Raw genomic sequence first — 23,052 nt, forward strand, 5'->3', positions numbered from 1 at the left:
TGAATAAAATGAAAATCGCAATTGGCTGTGACCACATCGTCACAGATACAAAAATGGCTGTATCAGATTTCTTAAAATCAAAAGGACATGAAGTGTTGGATATGGGGACGTATGATTTCACACGGACGCATTACCCGATCTATGGAAAAAAAGTTGGCGAAGCCGTGACCAGCGGTGAAGCAGACCTCGGTGTTTGTCTATGTGGGACAGGTGTCGGCATCAACAACGCCGTCAACAAAGTACCCGGCGTGCGCAGTGCGTTGGTTCGCGACATGACGACTGCGATTTATTCAAAAGAACAGTTGAACGCTAATGTGATCGGCTTCGGTGCTCGAATCACAGGGGAATTCTTGATCTGTGATATTTTAGAGGCCTTTATTAACGCGGAATATCAAGAAACAGAAGAAAACAAAAAATTGATCGCTAAAATCGATCACGTGGAAAAAGCCAGTGACGGCCAGTCCGATCCGCATTTCTTTGATGAATTCATCGAAAAATGGGATCGCGGCGAGTACCACGATTAAGAGGGCGATGGCATGATTTTAACCATTACGATGAATCCCTCGATCGATATTTCCTATCCGTTGACGACGTTTCAATTGGATACGGTCAACCGCGTGACGAATGTTCGCAAAACTGCCGGCGGAAAAGGGCTGAATGTGACGCGGATCTTAAAGCAATTAGATACTGAGGTGGTTGCTAGCGGGTTGATCGGCGGATTTCTTGGAGAGGAAATCAAAAAAGACTTGGACGAAAACCAGATTCCCCATGACTTTCAACCAATCAGCGGTGAAACACGAAATTGTATCGCGGTGCTGCATGAAGGCAAGCAGACGGAGATCCTAGAGAGCGGTCCGGTAATTTCACCGAAGGAAGCAACGCAATTCTTGCAGCATTTTCAACAACTAGCAGAAAGAGCCGATATACTCTCCATTTCAGGCAGCTTGCCAGCCGGCCTGCCCGTAGACTTTTATAGTCAAATGCTGACGGTTTGTAAAGAGAAGCCAGTCATATTGGATTGCTCGGGAGACGCGCTGAAGGCAGTATTGAAAGGGAAAGTGAAGCCGAAGCTGATCAAACCCAACACAGAAGAACTGGCGGATTTGTTAGGCAGAAAAGTTTCTTCCAATCTTGACGAGCTGATGGCTGCATTGAAGGAACCTCTTTTTGAAGGCATTGAGTGGATCGTGGTCTCAATGGGGGCGCAAGGGGCTTTTGCGAAGCACTTTGACACCTTTTACCGGGTGACGATCCCTAAAATCGAGGTAGTGAATCCAGTCGGGTCAGGCGATGCTACGGTTGCAGGATTGACCGCTGCGATTGAAGCGGGGCTGTCGGATGAGGCTATTTTAACGCAAGGCAATGTCTTAGGAATGCTAAATGCACAGGAAGCGACAACAGGGCGTGTTGCATTGGCGAATTATCAAAAACTAGCAGACAAAATTCAGGTAGAGAAAGTAGGAGGAACTGGAAATGAACGAAAAAAATCACTATATCAAACAACTATGTAATGAAGACGGCGTGATCGGCGCGTTGGCGATTGATCAACGAGGCGCATTGAAGAAAATGATCACTAAATTTAAAGGCAGTGAAGCCGAGGACGCGGAGATCATCGCATTTAAAGAAATCGTCTCTTCACAATTGACGAAGTATGCGTCTTCTATTTTGCTGGACCCTGAATATGGGTTGCCAGCAGCGGATGTTCGGGCAGAAAATGCCGGTCTACTATTGGCTTACGAAAAAACAGGCTACGATGCCTCTACACCGGGTCGGTTACCCGATTTATTGTCCATTTGGTCTGTCAAACGTCTTAAAGAAGCGGGCGCGGATGCTTGCAAATTCCTGCTTTACTACGATGTCGATGAAGCTGAGAAAATCAACAATCAAAAACACGCGTTTATTGAACGGATCGGCTCTGAATGCCAAGCGGAGAATCTGCCCTTCTTCTTGGAATTGGTATCTTATGACGCAACGATCGCTGATGCGACTTCCAAGGAATATGCCATCAAAAAACCGCATAAGGTCATCGAAATGATGAAGGAATTCTCCGATCCTCGCTACGGCGTCGATGTACTGAAGGTAGAAGTCCCCGTGAATATGAACTTTGTCAAAGGCTATGCCAGCGGAGAAGTGATCCATACGAAAGCGGAGGCAGCAAACTTCTTCAAAGAACAATCTGAGGCAACCGACTTGCCTTTCATTTTCTTGAGTGCCGGCGTGAAAGCAGAACTTTTCCAAGAAACGCTGCGCTTTGCAAAAGAGGCAGGCTCTACCTTTAATGGCGTGCTTTGCGGTCGTGCGACTTGGGCAGATGGTGTGGAAAGCTACATCACTGAAGGAAAAGAAGCAGCGATTGCTTGGATGAACACCCAAGGACGTAAAAACATCGAAGAATTGAATGCCGTATTGAAAGAAACTGCGACACCTGTTGCTGAATTGGCAGCGACACTATCGTAAAAAAAGGGAGACTATGGGCTGAAACTGGCTCATAGTCTCTTTTTCGCATAGATATCCGCTAAAAATGATACAATAAAATGTAAGGGCATACAAATTAAGAAAGTGAGGGAATACGATGATTTTAGTCACTTCAGCAGCAGGAAATACTGGGCGCGTGATGGTGAAAAAGCTGGTAGAAGCGGGTCTGGATGTATTGGCGGCAGATATCAATCCAAAAGTAAACGAATTACCGGGAATCAAGAAGGCGATGGTAGGTGATTTGACAGACCTTTCCTATATTGATGCACTGATGGAGGAGGCGACGATGGTGGTGCATATCCCACCGCTCTTCTCAGCACAAGAAGCGTTGATCGGTCAGCGGATGGTAGACAAGGCGATCCAGCACAAGATTCAGCATTTTGTCTTCATTTCAGTGACCCATCCGATCCTCACCAGCTTGCTGCAGCATACGGCAAAACGAGATGTAGAAGAATATTTGATCTACAAAGGCATGGAAAAACAATGTTCGTATACGATCCTACAGCCGATGCATTATATGCACAACTTCAATCCGAAGATGGTAGGGGAGACAGGGGAGTATCAGATCTTTTACGACGTGGACAGTAAAATCAGCTATGTCGCGACGGAGGATGTAGGCGAGGTCGTGGTCAAGGTATTGACCGATCCAGCGAAACACAACAAGGCGACCTATGAATTGGTCGGCACAGAAGCCTATTCACCAAAGGAATTAGTCCAAACCTTCAATCAGATCACTGGGAAAACGCAACAGCCGTTTATATGGAGGTAGATGAATTTTTGGATCAGATCCATGCGACAGATCTTTATTTCAGAGAGGGCTTCAAACAATTGGCGTATTCCTATTCGACTTGGGGCCTCGATGGCAATACCAATGTGCTGGGTTGGCTGTTAGGTCATGAACCAACGAGCTTTACCGATTACGTGAAGAAAAAAATGAATGAAGACTAGTAGAAAGGCTGAGACGAACACGCGTCTCAGCCTTTTTTGCTGCGAAAATCAAGAGGATGCAGCGAAATCAGCTGTTGGTTTTGGTTGATTATCTGCTGACTGTTCCTCGATGAAGGTTGCACAGGATGACGATCCGTCAGGTCGGCGATTTAGTAATAGTCATAAAGAGCAAAGCGTCGTCTTTTTTTATGAATTTTTTACAAAAATATACCCATTAATGACAAAAATCTAAAAATCTTCACAAAAAGGAAATAGACTTTGGTGAAGGGACTGTACTATTCTAAACAGAATAAGAGTCGTTAAGTTCATTAAATGGAGAGTGACGTTAGATGCGTGTATTGGTAGTTGAGGACAATCGTGAATTGGCATTATCGGTGAAAAAGGGCTTAGAGCAGGAAAATATTTCGGTGGATTTGGCTCATGATGGGGAATCTGGTGAGGAAAAGGCACTCGTAAATTCTTATGATGGCATATTGCTGGACTTGAATTTGCCGAAGAAGGATGGCTTGGATGTTTTGCAGAGCCTTCGAAAAGAGGAAATGGAGAGCCCGGTCATCATTATCACCGCACGTGACGAAATAAAAGAGCGGGCGAAGGGGTTGGACTTCGGGGCAGATGATTATTTGATCAAACCCTTTGAGCTGCTGGAATTGAAGGCACGCTTGCGTGCAATCGTTCGTCGGTACCACGGACGCGCACTCCCTCAGATATCAATAGGCGGATTGACAGTAGATCCAGTGTGCCGAAGAGTCAGTTATCAGGAAAAAGAAATTTTGTTAAAACCAAAGGAATTTGATATTTTATTGTGCATTGCGCAGCGTCATCCGGCAGTGGTCTCGTCTGAGGAAATTGCTGAGCACGTGTACGATGAAGATTTCGATCCGTTTTCTTCCGTTTTACGGGTCCATTTGGCCCGGCTGAAAAAGAAGCTCGCTGAAGCGGCAGGCAGGGAAGTCTTAAAAACAATTCGAGCAAAGGGGTACCAAATATGCGACTAAATCTGAAAATGACTTTGACGATGCTGCTGTTCTCCCTGTTGGTGACCGGGGTGATCCTGGTCAGCTTTTTCTTCATGCGTAATAATGTCGAAGGAGTCAGTGTCACCTCTGACTTTGGTGGGGATGTCTATTTCATGGAGGAGAACACGCTAGTTCAAACAAAAGCTCGGGATGAGGTCTCCGATTCGGGGAAAGACATGCCCGTCACCATTTCAATGGTTGAAAAAGCCTATCAAGACGAGCTGTTCAAATACTTGCCCACGATGGCTCTAGTTATTTGTTTGGCGGTTTTACTGTTGACGTTTTTGCTTTGGCTGCTCCTGCGAAAAATATACACGAATCAGATATTGGCCATCACTCATGACCTGAATTTTATTGATCAGCTGCCGGAAAACACGGTGAAGGATGAGGCGCTGAGCGAAGCTTTCAATAATTTAAAAGATAAATTCGATGGTCATTTAGAGGATTATCGCCGCTTGAATAGTTATCTGACCCATGAACAAAAGAATGCCATCGCGATTTTACGAGCGAATCTAGAAATCGAACGCCAGCAAGAAGCCAATCAAGGGAATCTTACTCTGTTGGATCGTTTGACAGACAGCATCGACGATATTCTCACACTCTCCAACAATACGGCTGATCTTGGAGATGAAGTCGTGGATGTTTCTTTAGTTTGCGCCGAGGTCTGCGATGCATATAAAAAGAACTATCCTGATCTGCTGTTTGAATTCGATGAAAATGAGACGACCATGATCCGTGGACGTGACCGCTGGATTTACCGCGCCGTTTCTAATTTAGTTGATAATGCGATCAAATATGGAAACGATAAATTGGTGACTGTCAGTATTACCAACAAAAATGGCAGTGTGGTCGTTCAAGTAAAGGATCGTGGGATCGGTATAGCACAAGAGAAGCAGCCAGCGATTTTTTCCCATCGTTATCGTGTGCACGGTCTAAAGCAAGATGGCTATGGTATCGGATTATCAGTGGTTTCGCATGTTTGTGAACTGTGTCGCGGGTTCGTCTATTTAGAAAGCGAGGAAAAACTCGGCTCAACCTTTTATTTAAGTTTTCCCAGTGTGGGTTAACATTCAGTTAACACTGCATTTGCTACTATACGCTCATAGGAGGAGACGAAAGCGATGATCATCATCCGACATGCTTGGCTAAATCTTAAACGCAACCGTTCCAGTCATTTGAAAATAGGCGGTATGATTTTGTTGATTCTGCTGATTATTTTTTCAATGCTGAAAATCTATCGAACAGCGACAGCCTATTTCTCAGATTACCGAGCACAGGCAGCGGTGGTAGTCAAAGGTGTAAAAGATTTAAATCAAACCGAACAAGCGAAAAATTTGAAACCAACCGATTATGAAAAATTAAAAAACTTGTCTTATGTAAAGAAAAGTCAATTGAACGCGCAAGGGATTATTCCATCTACATTGGTGCAACCCAAAGGAAACGGCCAACCGACTAAGGACTACACTAGTTTTCCGCCAGAAAAGAATCAGGAAAACTATTTAGCGATCACCATGCTGGATAAGGACTCATTAAAAGAACTTTTAGCCAAAAAGACGGAAAAACTGAAAGGGACTGCACCGATCGACAGGAATACTTGTGTCATCAGCAGAGATTTTGCCAAGGAAAATAAGCTGAAGCTAAACGATACCCTCTCGTTGGGAGCCAAGGGGCAAGAACAAAAAGTAACGATCACAGGAATCGCTGAATTTGCCAATGCAGAAGGAGAGGGCTTTTCCAGCCCTGTTTTGATCAACTGGGATACAGGCGCAGCGATACAGGAGAGTATTCTTCCGACATATTCAATGGTGATGTTCCAACTTACTGGTAAAAAGGAACTGAAAAAATTTGTAAAAGTCTTTAAAGAATCAGAGTCCTTTGAAGAGTATTCGTTGATCGGTCAAAATTGGTCACTGCGTCTATTCCAGTCATTTAATGACACGCTCGATCTGCTATTCAATGGTCTGATCGTGGCTTTGATACTGGGAATCGTAGTGATCGCTTTGATCTATCAACGGGCGATCAATCGGCGGCAAGATTTTTACACCTTGCACCTGATGGGAATGGATCGAAGGACGCTAGCGTTAAGTGGTTCGCTGGAAAGCACTCTGCTTACTTTCGGGATCGGGGCAGGTGCCTCTATCGTCTCACTACGCTTGAGCCGCTGGATCACGGGTGAATGGCTGATTAATCTGCAACGGGAATTGTCTCATCAAGAGCCTTTTGTAGAGTGGGTGTTTCCCAAGGTTAATGAGGAGACCCTCGAAGCAAGCCGCTGGTTCGACCACGCCGAACTGCTTTTTTTAGGTGTTTGTCTGATTACCATGTTGCTGCTGATCAATTTTCGAATCGTAAAAATCGTCAGTAAGCCCTTGCAGGAGGTGTCGAAATAATGACTGAATGGGTATTGGAACAGGTTGATTATCAATACGAACAATCTGAGATTAAAACGCTGGCTGCTCTTTATGGCAGCTTTCGAACGGGCAGAAGTTATCAGATTATTGGCGATCTTGGCAGTGGGAAAAGTACGCTCTTAGCACTTTTGGCAGGGCTGGCAGTTTGTTCAAACGGTTCCTTAACGTTTGCTGAAAAAGAGCTGGCTTCACTGGATCGAAATACTTACCGCGGACGGGAAGTTGCTTGTTTGTTTCGAGAAGGCAGCTTGTTGCGGGATTCAGCATTGGCAAATTTGGAGATGGAAGTCTTATTGTCTGGCGGGAAGTCTGACAAAGAGGAATTGACGAAAGTGTTATTGTCAGTCGGCTTGCAAGAACATCAGTTAAAACGTCCGTTGAAAAAATTATCGGAAAAAGACCAGCAATTAGTCGCGTTAGCTAAATTACTAGCCAAAAAAACTGCTCAATTACTTTTAGTAGATGAACCCGAGGTCGTTTTTAGCGAATGCGGTGTCTCCTTCGCGATGGAGCGATTACGAAGACAGTGTTTACAACAGGAAAAATGTTTAGTCTTTACGACTCAAACACTACAATCGGTCAAATTTGCGGATGAATTATGGGGACTCAATGGAGGAAAACTCCTGTTTATTAAAGAACAGTAACCATGATCTGATCGCGCTTTCCAATCATCCAAGTTCTCTGACAGGAAGGATGCTACGATGAATTATTGGAAACGAGCGAGAAATAGTATTTTTAGAACCAAAGGAAAGTCCTTGATTCTATTTGCAGTTATTTTTGTTTTAGGAAATGTCATCGCCGGAGCGATCGCGATTCAGCAGTCCACGGCGAATGTTGAGAAAAAAATGAAGCAGCAATTAGGCGCGACTGTTGCGCCGGAGTTAGACCTCGATAAATTGATGAGCCAAAATAGTGGCGGTTCAGCCATCAAAGGGCCAGAAAGACTCAAGGAAGAGACTATCAAGAAAATGGGGGCCTCGCCTTATGTGAAGGACTATGATTATAGCTATTTAACCTATCTTAACGTAAAAAAATTCAAAACCTATGAAATGAAACAAGAGGGCGATATGCAAATCACTAGTCCTCATAAGTCCATGGTGCTGAAGGGCAGCAACAGTACAGAACCGATGGACTTCAAAAATAAAAAAGTCAAACTGGTTGATGGCCGAATGTTGACTAAGGAGGAACTTGAAGGCAAGAAGCCTGTTGCATTAATCTCCAAAAAAGTTGCCGATGAAAACGGACTATCCGTTGGCGATCAAATGCTGCTTGATACAGTCACACTATTGCCGAAAGATGACGGTACATTGGATTCGCAGGATTCAACGGAACATAGCATTAAGATCGTTGGCTTATTTGAACCAATAACTTTAGATAAAAAGAAAAACGACAATCAAGGACAAGATGCCATAAACAAACAGATGATAGAGCTGGATCAGTATAATACGGCCTTCGTCTCGAATGGCTTAGCCCGTGAGATCAATAAAATAGAAATTGAAAATATGTCGCCCGAATTGGCGGAAGGCATGGGCGAAGAGGTTTTACCAGTCTTCACGTTGAAATCGCCAGATGATGTTGCCGCATTCAAAGCAGAAATCAAGCCGCTATTACCAGATGGCTACAAAACAGTCGCGTCTTCGGATGAATTCGATAAAGTTGGTGCAAGTGTCAAACGCTTGTCCAAAATTTCTGGTTACGTTGTCTTGCTAGCCATTCTTGCTTCTTTGATGATTATCTCGCTGGTCGTGGTGCTGTTTATGAAAGACCGCAGGCATGAATGGGGCATCTATCTATCTCTAGGGGAACAGCGGAAAAATGTCATGAAACAAGTAATCGCTGAATTATTGGTGATTAGTATTGCGGCACTTTTGGTGTCACTCGTTACAGGAAATATTTTAGGGAAAATTGTTTCAGAATCTCTGATCGCTGGCGATAAGATGGAGCAGGTCGCTCAAAATGTCGGCAATCAAGTCATTATGACAGGTGGGGGATCATCGGTCCTAGATTCAAATTTGACCAATGAAGATGTTCTAAATAATTATGAGGTGCGTTTTTCTATGGCTTACTTCATTACATTCTTTGCTGCTGGTATCGGCACGATTTTGGTATCGGCGATTTTACCGCTGACGTATGTGATGCGGTTGAATCCTAAGAAAATCATGATGTAGGGTATTTGTTCTACTTTTTACGGTGGTTCTTGCAAAATAGAAAACTTGAAAGACAAGTTGAAACATCATAGTGGAATGAGGGTCGTCAGAAAAATGAGCACCTCAATATGAATTAGGAGAGAATGGATAATGACAATTTTAGAAGCGAAAGAGCTAAATTATTTCTATCAAGATGGCGGAAAACGACGGATGATCTTGCAGGATACTTCAGTGAAATTTGAAAAAGGTCAGTTTTATACGATCTTAGGCGAATCAGGTTCGGGAAAGACCACTTTCCTATCCTTAATCAGCGCGTTGGATGCACCGACTTCTGGTGAAATCTTATATAACGGAGAAGATATCAGGCAGATTGGGTATGAAAGATTTCGCCGTGACGATGTCAGTATTATTTTCCAAAATTACAACTTGGTACCATACTTGACTGGACTGGAAAATGTGCTGGTAGCGATGGCGATCACCGACAATGAAATGCCGAAGGACACGACCGAGATCGCCTATAATCTTTTGGATTATATCGGGATCACCAAAGCGAAGGCTGACCGCCTGATTAATCAGCTTTCTGGTGGTGAACAACAACGAATCGCGATCGCGCGGGCATTGGCGACGAATGTGGATATTATTCTTGCCGATGAACCGACGGGAAATTTAGATGTCGGAATGGAAGAAGAGATCGTGACGATCTTCAAAGAATTGGCTTCGATCCATAATAAATGTGTGATCGTGGTGACTCACTCCAGAGAAATAGCCCGTCAGTCGGATGAAACCTTCTATTTAAATCAAGGTGAGCTGTTGCCATATGAGTGATTTTCTATCAAATTTTCATGGTGATAATTATGATCGTCGCAAACAGGTAAAGGAACCGCCGAAAGAGGTGGAGCAGAAATCGAAACAGGAAGACCTTTCGACAAAAAGAAAAGAATCTCCTGAACCACCGATAAAGCGAAGAAACAGGACAAAAAATGATGACGTAGAGATCGATCCGGATTACAAAAAACAGAAAAAAAGAAAACGGCGTTTAATGATGGTTGGCATTTTCGCGGCGTGCCTAGCAATAGGTGTCTTCTATTATCAGCAGACCCACATCAAGGTTCCAAATTTTATTGGGAAAAACGTAACGGATATGCAGGTCTGGGCTTCGGAAAACAAAGTCAAGGCCAAGGTCAAGCAATCCTATGATTTAGCGAAAGAGCCCAATACGATTTTAGCTCAGCAGCAAAAGGCCGGCTCGCGGATTAAAAAAGGGGGCGTGCTCAACATAACGAACAGTCTGGGTGCAGATCCTAAAGAAAAAATCCCTTTGCCAGATTTTATGAAGATGAATAAGCAGCAGGTGGAGCAATGGATCAAGGAGAAGAAGGCGGACAATCTTTCTTTGATCGAAGAGTACAGTGACACCATCGAAAAAGGCCGGCCGATCCGTTCTGAGATCGCGAATGCGGAGGTGAAGCCAGAAACCTATCAACGGAAAGAAGCCGCTAAAGTATTCTTTTCAAAAGGCCCTCAAACCTATCAAAAGGACATCAAAGTTCCTGATTTCCAGCGGAAGCCCCGCAGCGAGGTCGAGACGTGGGCAAAAAACAATGAGATCGATTTGACTTATGAAGAAAAAACGTCAAACGATGTTCCAGTGGACAGTATCATGGAACAAAGTATTCCAAAAGATCAAAAAATCGCCAAAAAGGATAAAATGCGCGTGACGATTTCGCTAGGGAAAGGCTATGTCGTTCCTAATTTTTCTGACTATAACTTGGAAGACGCAGGCTCAGCTTTGGAGGGCGTGCAGATTCAAGCCAAGGGCATTTACACAGACAATCTTCCTTATGGTCAGTTAGTTTCCCAAAGTGAAGAAGCAGGGAAAGTCCTGAGTGCAAAGGACAATTTAACGATCAAAGTGCTGTATTCATTAGGGCAGCCCTATATGAAGGACCTGCGAGGAACGATGGTGGAAGGCGGACTGCAAAAATACTTCCACGATGAGTTTCAATCGAAGGGCGCCGCTATCAACTATGTGATTCGGCGCGTTGATTCTGACCAGCCAAAAGGCACGGTCGTTGGGATGAGTCATTTCAGTGATTATGTTCCGTTAAATCTAACCGTATCAATCGATATCAGTCTAGGAAATCTAGGATCAGCACCAAATAGTTTTCCAAATAAAAATAATCAAAGCGGAGAAACGCCAGAAGCACCAGAAAAATCAGATAATCCAGAAACGCCCAGCCAGTAATGTGCAACAAAGAAAAACTCGATCCTCCTTTTTTAAGGTGGCTCGAGTTTTTGTTATTTAATCGTGACGAAGCATTGGGAAAGTTTCTCGACAAAGGTTTCAAAAGAATCTAACTGACTCAAGCGATGGACATTTTGTTCGTCCGTACAGATCATCGCCAGGTCATCGAAAATCTCTCGGAAAATATGACGGTTGTGGTAATTGATCGAAATCAGAAAGACCAAAGTGACGAGTTGTTCGCCCCATTGAATCCCATTCGGTGCAACGACGATAAAGATTCCTGTCTGGTGGGCATCCATCGTTAACGTGTGGGGCAGCGCTACAGGTCCAAAAGCAGTGGAGGAGAGCGCTTCACGTTCCATGATCTGTGTGAAAAAATCCGTGTCTACAAAGCCGTCCTGCTGCATTTGCTGACAGATGCGCTTCAAAAGAGCCGTACTTGTGGTCTTCTTCTTCAAATGGAGAAAATGGTCGCTATTGACGAGGGACAAGAGATTTTTGCTGAATTGTTCCTCTCGTTTCTTTTCTTTGATGTCAAAGATTTTCTCGGAGACGTGCTGCCGATCCTCTAAGGTGAAGAAGGGGTTGATCATGACATAGGGAGTAGTAGTCACTTGCTTCAATTTGACGGCTGAAATAATCAGCTCGGTCGACACGTGCCGCAATTCTTTTTCATTCGTCAGGATATTTTTGATGTCCAAGTCATCGCCAAAATGCTTCTGCAATTTTTCCATGACTTGGATGTTCATATTGTAATAGAGAGGCACCAGCAGCGCACAATTGATCTTGGTAGTGCGCTGTTTTTGCACTTCCAAGGCATAGCCTAAATGAAAGGCGATGTAGGCGATCTCGTCTTCGTTGATCGTCTGATCAAGTTCTTTTTGAATAATATGTGAGACTTGAACGGCGCAATCGTAGATCAGGGGGCATTCTTTTTTCAAAGTCTCGGTCATCGGGTTTCTACAGGAATACCCGTTGTCTAAACGGAACAACAGGTTTTTGATATGGAGCGTAAAACGGATCAGAAATTCTGGTTCGTTGTTATCAATAAAGTAGATTTCTGAGACCTTGGCTAGGATCGTCGACACGAGATCGATACAGCGTTGATCGGCGACTTCAGCTAATTCTTCTTTCGAGATTTGGGTAAAATTGACATTCGTCCCGTTGGCGGAGATCAATAAAGCCAGATCCCGAATTTCCTCCTGCGGAAAGTGCAGGTCATAATGAGCAGCCAGTTTGCCGGCGATGTCTTCAGCAATCTGATTGATCAGCGGTGGGACCGAGCTGGGGGGCAGATGCTCTGCTCCAGAAAATTGAAAATTGCTTTTCATACGGTCGATTGAAATCGCCAAATGAATAATGATATTGGTCAGGGCATAATCGTTGGTGAAAAAATTGTAGTTCGCGAAAATCTCAGCCACGATCTCCTTGATGTAATCCAAATCAAAATCCGTAAAGCTTTCCTGCAGCTTCGAGATGTCGACAAAGTTTTGATCCAACTCGGAAAGCAAAATCGTATGGATCAACTGGCGTTTGGCTTTTTCAGTGCCGATCAAACGTAGAGAATCGTTGGATTGCACCAGCTCAAGAGACTGTTCTGCACATTTCTTCTTCACTTTCTTGATGTCCTTCATTAGCGTCGACTCGCTGACGTACAATTCTGCGACTAAGTCTTCGATGGAAAGCGCCTCTTCTGCGGCTGTCAGTTTTAATAGGAGATAGGCGATCCGTTCTGCGGGTGTCTCAGGGATGCCCACTTGGATGCCTTCTTGGACGGCCTTCAAACGAAGAGTGTCCACGCGATAGCCTTTGTTGGAGGAAAGAATCAATCCAGGCTCATTTTGCTGAATCTCAGAAATATAGGATTTAATGGTTCGTTTGGATAGGGAAAACTTCTCAGCCAACTGACTTGAGGGCGTCCACGTTTCCTGTTCGTTCAAATAGCGCAAAAAGGGTAAATATTTAACCTTCAAAAGAAAACCTCCTTCACCGCTGCGGTGCAAATAAATAGTTGTTTCACCGTGGGGATTTTCCTATAGTATACCTATAGATGGCAGCGCTATCAACAAAGCTTTTTAGAAACAAACAAGCAAGGAAAATGTGAATGGAAATGGGAGGAATCAACGTGGAAAAGTTAAATGTATTACTAGTGTGCGGGTCTGGAGCAAGCTCAGGGTTTATGGCGGCGAATATCAGAAAGGCGGCGTCAGCGAAGGGCATTGAGTTGAAGATCACGGCACGAGGCGAAAGTGAGATCGAAAACTATATTGAGGAGATCGATGCCTTGATGGTGGGGCCGCATTTAGCCTACATCTTAGACGAGGTGGAGGAATTTGTTGGGGATGCGCCAGTGAAGGTCATTTTGATGAAGCCGGAATACTACGCGACGTTGGATGGCGAACAAGCGTTGACGCATTTGTTGGAAGAGATGGGCTAGTTCTACAATAGGAGGGTATAAAAATGAATTCTTTGATCCATTGGCTAGAAACAAGCTTTACCCCAAGGATGAACAAAATCAACAACAATGTTTGGATCGTGACATTGAAGGATTCCATCATGCAGGCACTGCCGTTGATTTTCTTAGGGTCGATCTTTTGTATGTTGGCGATATTGAACGACTACTTCCCTTGGCTGCCGAATTTCTGGACGCCATTCGGGTGGACGATGGGGATGATCTCGTTAGTGATCTCTTTCTTGATTCCCTTTAACTTAATGGAAAAGAAACGGTTGCGGAAGCAGCGGATCAACGCGGGGATGGCAGGCATTATTTTATTTCTGATCATTATTACTCCGCAGGTCATCACGGATGGGCAACCGGGGTTCAACCACAGCGCATTAGGCGCTGGCGGGATGTTCGTGGCCATCGTGGCGGGGCTGTTTGCCGGCTTCGTGCTGAATCTATTCGGAAAATTCTCTTTCTTTAGTGAGGAATCCGTGATCCCGGACTTTGTACGTTCGTGGTTTGACGCGATGCTGCCGATCGGGATCGTGGTCGTTGTTGGATGGGTCGTTGTCGATATCGTCGGGTTCGATGTGTACAATTTTGTGTTGGCGCTCTTCATGCCGCTGCAAAATATCGTCGAAACGCCGTGGGGCTTCTCTTTGATGCTGTTTGTGGTGTGCTTCCTTTATTCGCTGGGCATCTCGACGTGGGTATTGACGCCGGTATTGAATCCCGTTTTATTGGCGGCGATCCAAGCGAACATTGATGGAACGGCGACGAATCTAGTGACGGACCCAACGATTTACTCTGCGTATCTGTGGATTGGCGGGATCGGCTGTACGATGCCGTTGGTCTTCATGCTGATGCGCTCCAAATCGAAAAAATTAAAAGCGCTGGGGACGGCATCGGTGGCACCAACTGTGTTTAACATCAATGAACCGATCGTGTTTGGCTGCGTTGCGTGGAATCCGCTGTTGATGATTCCGATGTGGCTGCAGGGGATTATTTTACCGCTGATCGTTTGGCTGCTAACTAAGGTGATCGCGTTTGCGCCGATCCCGATGGAGATGTTCCAGATGTGGTACTGTCCGTTTCCGATCGCTACGTGGCTGACCACCCGCTCGGTGTCTGGCTTATTATTGATGGTGTTGATTTTCGTGGTGGCTTCTGCGATTTGGTACCCGTTCTTTAAAGCCTACGAAAAGCAGGAGATGGAAAAAGAGGCAGAGGCTGCGAAAAAGGCCTAAGTTAAATTTGGAAGAAGGGTTGATAAAGAATGAACGAGCAGACAGTTCAAGACGCGATGCAGATCATCTTGCACGCTGGTGATGCGCGGAAATATTGCATGGAAGCATTAAAAGCGATCGAGACCAGTGATTTTGAGACCGCAGAGGAAAAAATGGTTTTAGCAAACGAAGAGATCGTGCAGGCGCATCATATCCAGACGGATGCGATCACGGCAGAAACTTCCGGCGAGGAAGGTCATTATTCGGTGCTCTTTGCCCATGCGCAGGATACGCTCATGACGATCTATAGTGAATTGAATATTGCCAAACGCATGCTGGCTATTTTTAAAACCTACGATCAGCGAATCCAACAGATCGAACAGCAGATACAAGGGGGAAGCGAAGATGAATAAAGCACCAAAGGGTTTTCCAAAAGACTTTCTATGGGGCGGTGCGATCGCAGCAAATCAGGCAGAAGGTGCTTGGGATGTGGATGGCAAAGGCTGGTGTGTGGCGGACATCAATGAATTTCGTGACGATGTCGCCTTAGAGAAAAAATCAAACATGGAAACGACGATCGCTTATGTAAAAGATGCGATGGCAAGTGAGGATCGGATCTTTCCCAAACGGTGGGGCATCGATTTTTACCATACGTATCAAGATGACCTGAAATTGCTGGCGGAATTGGGCCTAAAAACCTTCCGTACCTCGATCAACTGGTCGCGGATTTTTCCAAACGGCGACGAAACAGAACCCAATGAGGCGGGTTTGAAATTTTATGATGACCTCTTTGATGCCATCTTGGAAAATGGGATGGAGCCGATGATCACGATGTCTCATTACGAGATTCCGCTTCATTTGACGACAGCATACAAGGGCTGGTATTCACGGGAAGTCATTGATTTCTTTGTTCGCTATGGTCAGGTGATCTTAGATCGTTACCATACTAAAGTTAAAAAATGGATCGTGGTCAATCAGATCAATTTGATCATCCATGAATCGTTCAACCACTTAGGGATCGGAGAGGATGTCGTAGACGATTTGCTGTCTGCGAAATACCAAGGCGTTCATAATGAAATGGTCGCGAGCGCTCTGATTACGAAGTACGCCCATGAAAATTATCCAGACAACGAGATCGGGATGATGCTGTGCAGCGGACCTTCCTATGCCGCAACCTGTAAGGCGGAGGATGTGTTGGCGACCGTCAAGCTCAATCAAATGGAATATTTTTACGCGGATGTTTTGCTGCGGGGGTATTATCCAGGCTACGCTTTCCGTTATTTTGAAGACAAGGGAATCACGGTCGTCTTCGGAGAGGGCGACGAAGACGCACTGAAGCATACGGCAGATTTCATGTCCTTCTCTTATTATTATACGCAGATCTGCGATGAGGATTCTTACGCCAAAGACTTAGGACCCCATCGCAACAAGGAGCTCGATGCGAACCCTTGGGGCTGGACGATCGATCCCGTTGGCCTGCGGATCGCATTGAACGAGTTTTATGATCGCTACCAATGCCCGATCTATATCACCGAAAATGGCATCGGCTATTTCGATAAGCTGGAAGAAGGGGCGATCCACGATTCCTATCGCATCGACTATTACCGCGACCACCTGAAGGCGATGAAAGAAGCCATCAAAGACGGCGTAGACCTGCGGGGGTATTATGCTTGGGGGCCGATCGATATTATTAGCTGCTCTTCCAGCGAGATGAGCAAACGGTACGGCTTCATTTATGTGGACCTTGATGATTATGGAAAAGGCAGCGGAAAACGATTGAAGAAAGACAGCTTTGCTTGGTACCAACAGGTGATCCAAAGCAATGGCGACTCGCTGGACTGATTATTTAAGAGAACTTAACGAGGAGACTCGTTAGGTTTTTTTGTTTGTTTCCAGCCTCATCCGAAATATATCGAAAAATGTTTATTGTTTACGGATTTAAAAGCAGAATGATTTACTGTAGAAAGGGCATAAAAGCTTCCTAGCAGCACTTAAGGGTAGTGGGCTAAGGGCAGTATGAACCAAACGATAACTAAAAAAATGGAAATAAAGGCTATAAACGTATTCGTATAATCGAAACATAAGTATATTTATATCTGCGATAAAATAATTATTTGCATTATAACGATAACTATATTAATATTAAAACAATAGAAAATATCATTTATTTGTATTTTGCAAATGGGGGTTTTTAGCAATGGATGGAACAACTGAGGAACAGGATAAAATTCGCCGAGCGACGTTGATGATCTCGCTCATACTGCTGCTGGTTAGCTGCGGAAGTTTTTTTCTTTACCAATATGCCTATCAGACCAGATTGAATGTGACCGTTACCAGTAAAAAACTACTTCCAGAAACTGAAAAGGTGAAAAAGAATTCAGTGAAGTCCTCTAAGAAACCCGACGAAGACCAAGCGGTGACAAATAATCAAACGACAAATGAAGGGATCAAGGAACTGGAGCAAGACCCGTTAAAACAATTGCCAGAGACAGCCAACGATCCTTTGAAAAAGAAAAAAGCAGTGATCTCTTCTTCGAAAATTTTTAAGTTAGGAGATACGACGGAATATCTGCCGTAAGCTTTACGGACGATTATCGCTTCAGTTTTTCTAAACGACAAGAAAATTTAAATAACGAATAAAGTGTAAAAATACGGATTATCCTGCGAGGATAAACGCTCAACGCGCTAAGAAATGATTGTTCATTTCTTAGTTCGTTGAGTTTTTTTATGAGCTTAAAAGCGATATTCCGCTAAGAAGTGGAAATAAAAAGCAATAATTTAAATAACGACTGTTTTTAATTCGCTGAAAAACGACGAAAACGTTTATATTGAAGAATACTATTAATAAACCACAAAAATTTATACATTTTACGGTTAGATTTCGATTTAATAAAGGTTTTTTACTTATTTATAGAAAGAAAATTCTAATGAGGGTGACTTTTTTGTTATTATTTTGGAAAATAAAATTTTGAAAGCATTCCATATGCTTCTTTAAAGAATATAATGTTCTATAACTGAATAAAAACCGTATGGCAATCCAGTTTGAACATATTATTTGTGTTATTTAAGAGCATATAATAATATTAAATTAACGAATAAAGCTCATTAAGAAAGAGTCATTCTAAAATAATAAAAATTAAATGAAGTTGAAGGGGGTGGGTGAATTCATGGTATTTGTTAAAAAAGCAACTGGGATCGTCCTTGTTTCCCTGTTATTTATTTGCAACGGCAGCTCGTTGATAGGCGTTCATGCAGAAGGAACACCAGAAGGATCGGAGCATAATGAAACAACAGCATCTAATGAACAAAGCTTAAAGACGCTCACTAGTTCTGATGAATTTTTAGAGGACCTGTCCGCGGATGATGGCGCTACCAAAAAAACGACCGCGTCTACGGAGGCGTCAGCGACCATCGAGTTCGCAGCTGCAAAAAACGAATCGGGAGAGGAGCAGGAGGCAACTGCTTCCAGTTCTGAAGCAACGGAGGCATCAACGGAAGAAACGACAGATTCTTCTGTTGAACAGGCGGAAACTTTCGCAATTGGTGTACAGGCAGTAGGTGAAGGAACAGCAGAAAGCCCGCGTATCGTCGAAAATGAAAGTGAATTAAAAACAGCGATCGAAGTGGATAAGGTCAGTCATATAAAGCTGGCTCCTGCAAGCGACCCTAATCAAGTGTTTGCTCTCACAAGCAGTGGCAGAATCGGCATCACGAATAGCATGACGATCGATGGCAACGGACGAACGGTCTCCTATACGTCTTCACGTGCATTTGAAGTAAACACGGCGGGTATTTACGTGACGTTTAAAAACATCACTTTCGGCTCAACCGATTTTACCGTTCCAGCAGATGAATATTATGGCTTTTGCCGAATTTTTGGACAAACGAATGTCACCTTGGAAGTCGAGAATGTGAAGTATTATTCGAACAGAGGAGCACAGCCGTTTTATAATCGGAACACTGGCGGAAAAATTATTTTCTCAGGAATCAACGATTTTAGAGTAAGCAATGGTACTTCCGCACAAGAATTTGCGGAGGCCAACAACTATCTTTTTAAAAAAGATAGTCAGACAATGGTGCGTCACAGCACAGGTTACGCTCGTGCGGTACGAGCGAATGGTGAACTTATTTTTGAATTAGAAGAAAACGCGCAGGTTGATTTTACTACCAACTCGCCTGATTTCGCTGAAATATCAGCGGACGGTGCAAGGTTCACCGTAGGAAAAAACGCCAATTTAAAAATCAATGGGGAGACGGATTTTTCAAATAATAACAGTCGTAATGTTTCCTTTGACATTCAAGATCAGGCAAAGGTGGCAATGACCTTTGGAAATGCGATCAATATCAGCAGCGATTCCACACTCAAAGTAGGGAAAGGGGCAACGCTCGATTTGAAATCGACGAATGACAGCAGGATTTTTCGCAGTACCATCCCGCCGGAAAACTTTGTCGTGGACAATGCCCTTCGAATGACCTTCAATGTGTCGGGAACTAGAAGTGGCGAGCCGCTAAATACCGGCTTTACTTTCAGCGACTTTATAGCGGATGTTACAAGCTACGGGATCACAGCGAATGGCGAGCCAATCGCGAGTACAGTCCAAGCGAGGGACAAGATTACTTCGAATGGCACAAATCTTACATTGTCGAACGCTTCCACTCGAGCGGACTTTACCACAGAGGAAAAAACCGCGATCCGAGGAGCAACGAGCATGATTTTTCAACGGCTGCCGAATCCGTCGGTCGTGTTGAATGTGAGAAGTGTCATCAGAGATACGACGGCGACGTTTACTATAAGCGACTACCTCTCAAATAGCAATACAATAACGAAGGCTATCTTTCGTCTGTACGACAAGGAAAAATCTCCAGACGACCTGAAGCAGGACAGTGATTCGGATTTGGTGGAGGAAAAGACACTCGCAAGCGACGCCCTTACGTCAAAACTCGAATTTACGGATTTAGATGCTGAAACAGATTATTGGCTGTATGTTCAATTAAAAACCAATTTTGATTCCACGGATAGTGAGTGGTACGGCGTGCCATTTGTCACAAAATCCAGTCTGTTATCCGTGTCGATCCCAACGTCGATGTTTTTCACGACGGAGATGGACGAGTCAGGCAATTTGTATGTGCAATCACCTAGCTATGCCGTAAAAAATAACAGCGCTTATTTTGTCGATGTGTCAATGGCAAGCTTTGAAGAGGAAAGCAATGGAAATGTTGAACTGGTGGACGGTCCTCAAACAAACAATACGAAAGATCTGTGGTTGGAGCTGACTAAAAACCGGGAGCAACTGACGACACTAAAAACGGATCTATCCAATGTTCCCATCAGTAAATTGGATACAGATGAACGCAGCGAGCTCCGATTCGCCGGCGAGTATTACGGACCGGGGGGAAGAGAGGTCAACGTGGCCTATAAAATGACATTGAAATTTGAAAGAGCGGAGGATTAACGCATGGAGGAACTCAATAAACAGCCAGAAAACAAGCGGAAACGACTGTTGTTACTTTTACTTCTGTTGTTACTGTTGAGTGTTGGCGGCTATTTCGTCTATCAGCACTTTAACCAACCAGATACACCTGTGACCGTGGTCAGCGGCGAATTTTTACCAGACGGGAAAGATGCTTCAAAAATCTCGGAAAAAGAACTTCAAAACATGGCTCAGAAAAAAGTCGACGCGAGTCAATTCAATATGGTGATCGCGCCAACCGCAACAGTCAATCAAGACATGACAAGCGATCTATTCATTCAGAATCCGGCGCACAATGGTCATCCCATCAATGTCGAAATTCGTTTAAAAGGGTCAAATGATTTGGTTTATACCTCGGGGGCGATGCAACCGGGTTATGAAATAAAAGGAGCAACCTTAGAAAAAAAATTGGAGAAGGGGGAACATCAGGCAACTGCACTCTTTAGTATTTATGACGATACTACCAAGGAAAAACGCGGCCAAGTCGCGGCAGCAATCACATTTCATGTAGAATAATACCATTTGGAAGGAAGATGAGAGATGAAAAAATTTATCAGTTTAGTAGCGTTATCAAGTTTGATGTTTTTAGCAGTACCAGTAGGAGCAACAGATATTGTTGGAGAAGAATCCGGCGAAATTCCGATCAACGGAACTTTAGGGATGGACAATACAGATGAAGAGGCAAAAATCGTGGAAGGCGAAGATTCATGGATCAATGTCACATTGCCGACAGAAACGATTTTCTATAGTACGAATACTAAAGCAAACGCGCCGATCAAATCACCAGACTACACGATCACTAATAATTCAGGACGTCCAGTGGACATCAAATTCAGTAAATTGACTAAAGACGCGGGTTCAAGCACTACTGATGTAGATTACGACGTGTCATTACGAGGATTTACTACAAATCCTGCTATCATCACTGGTGGTGAAGAGGTTGATCAATCAGGTTCCCCTACGACGATTCATCGATTAGCCAACAGTAAAGGAAAATTATTAGAAGGAGATACGGACGGTTCAAATCTGAAAACAGTGACTTACGGCTATGAAGGAACAGTCAATGAAGACTTAGCTGCTACCGTCAATCATAACTTTGATATGACACTTGAATTTGAGTCTGTTGGCTGGTAATCAAAGGATAATTTCGGGAGGCCATGCAGATGAATGATACGATCAAAGTTACAGGGACCTTGAACATGCCTGTTGAATCGTCTGTTCCAGAGCCTGAGGCTGCTTCCCCCAGTTCAAAGCCTAAAGAAGTGATCCACGCGACTACGCGAAATGAGTATTACCCCCAAACAGGCGAAAGAATGGAAAATGAGTTTTTGATCTTAGGAATTCTGCTGATCTTACTCGCAATCGTTATTTATATGAGACAGCAGTTGAAGAGTGAAGCTCAATAGATAGGAAATAAACTGACGGGCCCTCGTTGGCTTTCAGTGGAAGAGAAACTCGAAGCGTTGAAGACTTTAGTGACTTCAACACTTCGAGTTTTTTTGTTTAATGGTTTAAAGAAGCAGGAGAGGTCTTTCTTTTAATAGAAGGCTCTTTTTGAACACCGTCTAGTTCCGAGAAAGAAGGGATGGTAGCGCTTAAAAAACGGTTGACACTGAATTTTTTCTCCCGTACAATAATAGTGAGAAAACTTAAATCAAAGCAACGGTGGTAGTTGCTGCTTTGAGTATGTTACTGATAATGCAGGCAGAACTCAAATTACCTTGGGATAAATTCGCTATCCCCAGGTAGTTTGAGTTTTTTTGTTGGAAAGGAGGGAAAGCATGATCATCAGTCAAATTCTAAACAATAATGTAGCCATTGTAAAAAAAGGGAGCAATAACCAAGCTCGCGGGAATGAAATCATTGTTTACTCAAAAGGAGTGGCCTTCAAGCACAAAGTCGGGGACGGCATCGCAGAGGCAGAGATTCAAAAGACGTATGTGTTAGATTCCCATGACAAATTGGAGCATTTCAGCTATTTACTTTCGAATACCAAAGAGGAATACCTTCAAATCGTGACCGAGACGATTGAATATGGGGAGAAAGTAATCAAGAAGGATGTTTCTGATTATCTGTATCTGGCGCTGCTGGATCATATTGATTTTGCAATCAAGCGTCTGAAAAAGCAGCAGATCGTAAAGAGTCCTTTAGATTGGGAGGTTCGGAAATTCTATCCGGATCACTATAAGATCGGCTTGTACGCGGTAGGCTTGATGGAGAAGGCAATAGGGATGACCTGTCCGAATGAAGAAGCCGTTTCGATCGCCCTGCATTTTATCAACCTGCAAAACAAAGGCAGCGAGGATGACACCATGATGAAAATGATGGAGGCGGTTCGAGACATTTTGTCCATCATTAAATATCACTTTCGATTGGATTTTGAAGAGGAGAGCATCAACTACATTCGGTTAGTGACCCACTTGCAGTATTTCATCGTTCGTATGTTCAAAAACGAGGCCTTTACATCAAATGAGACTGAGCTCAATCGGCAAATTCGGAAGCTTTATCCAGAAGCCTATAGCTGCGTGAACAAAATACGTATCTATGTTAGAGACACATTTGGAAAGGAATTGTCTGATGATGAGGAAGCGTATTTGATGCTCCACATCCAGCGTGTAACGAAACGAGAAGAAGACAGCATCTGAGTGTGTAGTGAGGCTCAGTGAC

Annotated in this window: 23 protein-coding genes; 22 read left to right on the forward strand and 1 reads right to left on the reverse strand. The window is 43.9% G+C overall.

Annotated elements, in window-relative coordinates:
- Window positions 1–8 precede the first annotated feature (8 nt).
- The 12 genes from lacB to IGI66_RS15320 all read left to right on the forward strand — a co-directional run bounded on the left by lacB (window position 9) and on the right by IGI66_RS15320 (window position 11,245).
- Window positions 9–524, forward strand: coding sequence for a galactose-6-phosphate isomerase subunit LacB (gene lacB / locus IGI66_RS15265; protein ID WP_086304984.1), 516 nt, complete (start codon window positions 9–11; stop codon window positions 522–524).
- Window positions 525–536: 12 nt separating this feature from the next.
- Window positions 537–1,511, forward strand: coding sequence for a tagatose-6-phosphate kinase (gene lacC / locus IGI66_RS15270; protein ID WP_438849468.1), 975 nt, complete (start codon window positions 537–539; stop codon window positions 1,509–1,511).
- Window positions 1,474–2,457, forward strand: a complete 984-nt coding sequence (gene lacD / locus IGI66_RS15275; RefSeq protein ID WP_438849469.1) for a tagatose-bisphosphate aldolase — start codon at window positions 1,474–1,476, stop codon at window positions 2,455–2,457. The genes lacC and lacD overlap by 38 nt, the downstream gene beginning before the upstream one ends.
- A gap of 115 nt (window positions 2,458–2,572) precedes the next feature.
- Window positions 2,573–3,244, forward strand: coding sequence for an SDR family oxidoreductase (locus IGI66_RS15280; RefSeq protein ID WP_438849470.1), 672 nt, complete (start codon window positions 2,573–2,575; stop codon window positions 3,242–3,244).
- Between the two features lie 8 nt (window positions 3,245–3,252).
- Complete coding sequence (locus tag IGI66_RS15285) at window positions 3,253–3,423, forward strand: hypothetical protein (protein WP_438849471.1); 171 nt, start codon at window positions 3,253–3,255, stop codon at window positions 3,421–3,423.
- A gap of 329 nt (window positions 3,424–3,752) precedes the next feature.
- Window positions 3,753–4,421, forward strand: a complete 669-nt coding sequence (locus IGI66_RS15290) for a response regulator transcription factor (protein ID WP_314575137.1) — start codon at window positions 3,753–3,755, stop codon at window positions 4,419–4,421.
- Complete coding sequence (locus tag IGI66_RS15295; RefSeq protein ID WP_438849472.1) at window positions 4,412–5,509, forward strand: sensor histidine kinase; 1,098 nt, start codon at window positions 4,412–4,414, stop codon at window positions 5,507–5,509. The genes IGI66_RS15290 and IGI66_RS15295 overlap by 10 nt, the downstream gene beginning before the upstream one ends.
- A 54-nt stretch (window positions 5,510–5,563) precedes the next feature.
- A complete protein-coding gene (locus IGI66_RS15300; RefSeq protein WP_438849473.1) occupies window positions 5,564–6,832 on the forward strand; it encodes a hypothetical protein in 1,269 nt (422 codons plus the stop codon).
- Window positions 6,832–7,497 (forward strand): ATP-binding cassette domain-containing protein, encoded by a 666-nt coding sequence (locus IGI66_RS15305; RefSeq protein ID WP_438849474.1) that lies wholly within the window; start codon window positions 6,832–6,834, stop codon window positions 7,495–7,497. The genes IGI66_RS15300 and IGI66_RS15305 overlap by 1 nt, the downstream gene beginning before the upstream one ends.
- 57 nt (window positions 7,498–7,554) lie before the next feature.
- Window positions 7,555–9,021 (forward strand): ABC transporter permease, encoded by a 1,467-nt coding sequence (locus IGI66_RS15310; RefSeq protein ID WP_438849475.1) that lies wholly within the window; start codon window positions 7,555–7,557, stop codon window positions 9,019–9,021.
- Window positions 9,022–9,150: 129 nt separating this feature from the next.
- Entirely contained in the window at window positions 9,151–9,825 is a 675-nt protein-coding gene (locus IGI66_RS15315; protein ID WP_288227009.1) for an ABC transporter ATP-binding protein, read from the forward strand.
- Entirely contained in the window at window positions 9,818–11,245 is a 1,428-nt protein-coding gene (locus IGI66_RS15320; protein ID WP_438849476.1) for a PASTA domain-containing protein, read from the forward strand. The genes IGI66_RS15315 and IGI66_RS15320 overlap by 8 nt, the downstream gene beginning before the upstream one ends.
- A gap of 53 nt (window positions 11,246–11,298) precedes the next feature.
- On the opposite strand, the gene IGI66_RS15325 is transcribed toward IGI66_RS15320, so the two are convergent.
- Window positions 11,299–13,218 (reverse strand): BglG family transcription antiterminator, encoded by a 1,920-nt coding sequence (locus tag IGI66_RS15325; protein WP_438849477.1) that lies wholly within the window; start codon window positions 13,216–13,218, stop codon window positions 11,299–11,301.
- Window positions 13,219–13,349: 131 nt separating this feature from the next.
- Here IGI66_RS15325 and IGI66_RS15330 point away from each other — a divergent pair, with 131 nt between their 5' ends.
- The 10 genes from IGI66_RS15330 (at window position 13,350) to IGI66_RS15375 (ending at window position 23,030) form a co-directional block, all read left to right on the forward strand.
- A complete protein-coding gene (locus IGI66_RS15330) occupies window positions 13,350–13,682 on the forward strand; it encodes a PTS sugar transporter subunit IIB (protein ID WP_010779193.1) in 333 nt (110 codons plus the stop codon).
- A gap of 23 nt (window positions 13,683–13,705) precedes the next feature.
- On the forward strand, window positions 13,706–14,935 hold the full coding sequence (locus IGI66_RS15335) for a PTS sugar transporter subunit IIC (RefSeq protein WP_438849479.1): 1,230 nt from the start codon (window positions 13,706–13,708) through the stop codon (window positions 14,933–14,935).
- Between the two features lie 29 nt (window positions 14,936–14,964).
- Window positions 14,965–15,327: a PTS lactose/cellobiose transporter subunit IIA gene (locus IGI66_RS15340; RefSeq protein ID WP_010779195.1), complete on the forward strand. Its 363-nt coding sequence runs from the start codon at window positions 14,965–14,967 to the stop codon at window positions 15,325–15,327.
- Window positions 15,320–16,756, forward strand: a complete 1,437-nt coding sequence (locus IGI66_RS15345) for a glycoside hydrolase family 1 protein (protein WP_438849480.1) — start codon at window positions 15,320–15,322, stop codon at window positions 16,754–16,756. Before IGI66_RS15340 ends, IGI66_RS15345 begins: the two co-directional genes overlap by 8 nt.
- Window positions 16,757–17,111: 355 nt before the next feature.
- Window positions 17,112–17,492 (forward strand): hypothetical protein, encoded by a 381-nt coding sequence (locus tag IGI66_RS15350; protein ID WP_438849481.1) that lies wholly within the window; start codon window positions 17,112–17,114, stop codon window positions 17,490–17,492.
- A gap of 589 nt (window positions 17,493–18,081) precedes the next feature.
- Window positions 18,082–20,367: a hypothetical protein gene (locus IGI66_RS15355; protein ID WP_438849482.1), complete on the forward strand. Its 2,286-nt coding sequence runs from the start codon at window positions 18,082–18,084 to the stop codon at window positions 20,365–20,367.
- Window positions 20,368–20,370: 3 nt separating this feature from the next.
- A complete protein-coding gene (locus IGI66_RS15360) occupies window positions 20,371–20,901 on the forward strand; it encodes a hypothetical protein (protein WP_438849483.1) in 531 nt (176 codons plus the stop codon).
- A 24-nt stretch (window positions 20,902–20,925) separates the two neighbouring features.
- The gene (locus tag IGI66_RS15365; protein ID WP_114525560.1) at window positions 20,926–21,519 is read left to right on the forward strand and encodes a hypothetical protein; all 594 of its coding nucleotides are present in this window, start codon (window positions 20,926–20,928) and stop codon (window positions 21,517–21,519) included.
- 29 nt (window positions 21,520–21,548) lie between these two features.
- The gene (locus IGI66_RS15370; protein WP_162787377.1) at window positions 21,549–21,791 is read left to right on the forward strand and encodes an LPXTG cell wall anchor domain-containing protein; all 243 of its coding nucleotides are present in this window, start codon (window positions 21,549–21,551) and stop codon (window positions 21,789–21,791) included.
- A 375-nt stretch (window positions 21,792–22,166) separates the two neighbouring features.
- On the forward strand, window positions 22,167–23,030 hold the full coding sequence (locus tag IGI66_RS15375) for a PRD domain-containing protein (protein ID WP_438849484.1): 864 nt from the start codon (window positions 22,167–22,169) through the stop codon (window positions 23,028–23,030).
- The last annotated feature ends 22 nt before the right edge of the window (window positions 23,031–23,052 follow it).

Source organism: Enterococcus sp. AZ048 (assembly GCF_051715125.1).
GTDB classification, from domain to species: domain Bacteria; phylum Bacillota; class Bacilli; order Lactobacillales; family Enterococcaceae; genus Enterococcus_A; species Enterococcus_A gilvus.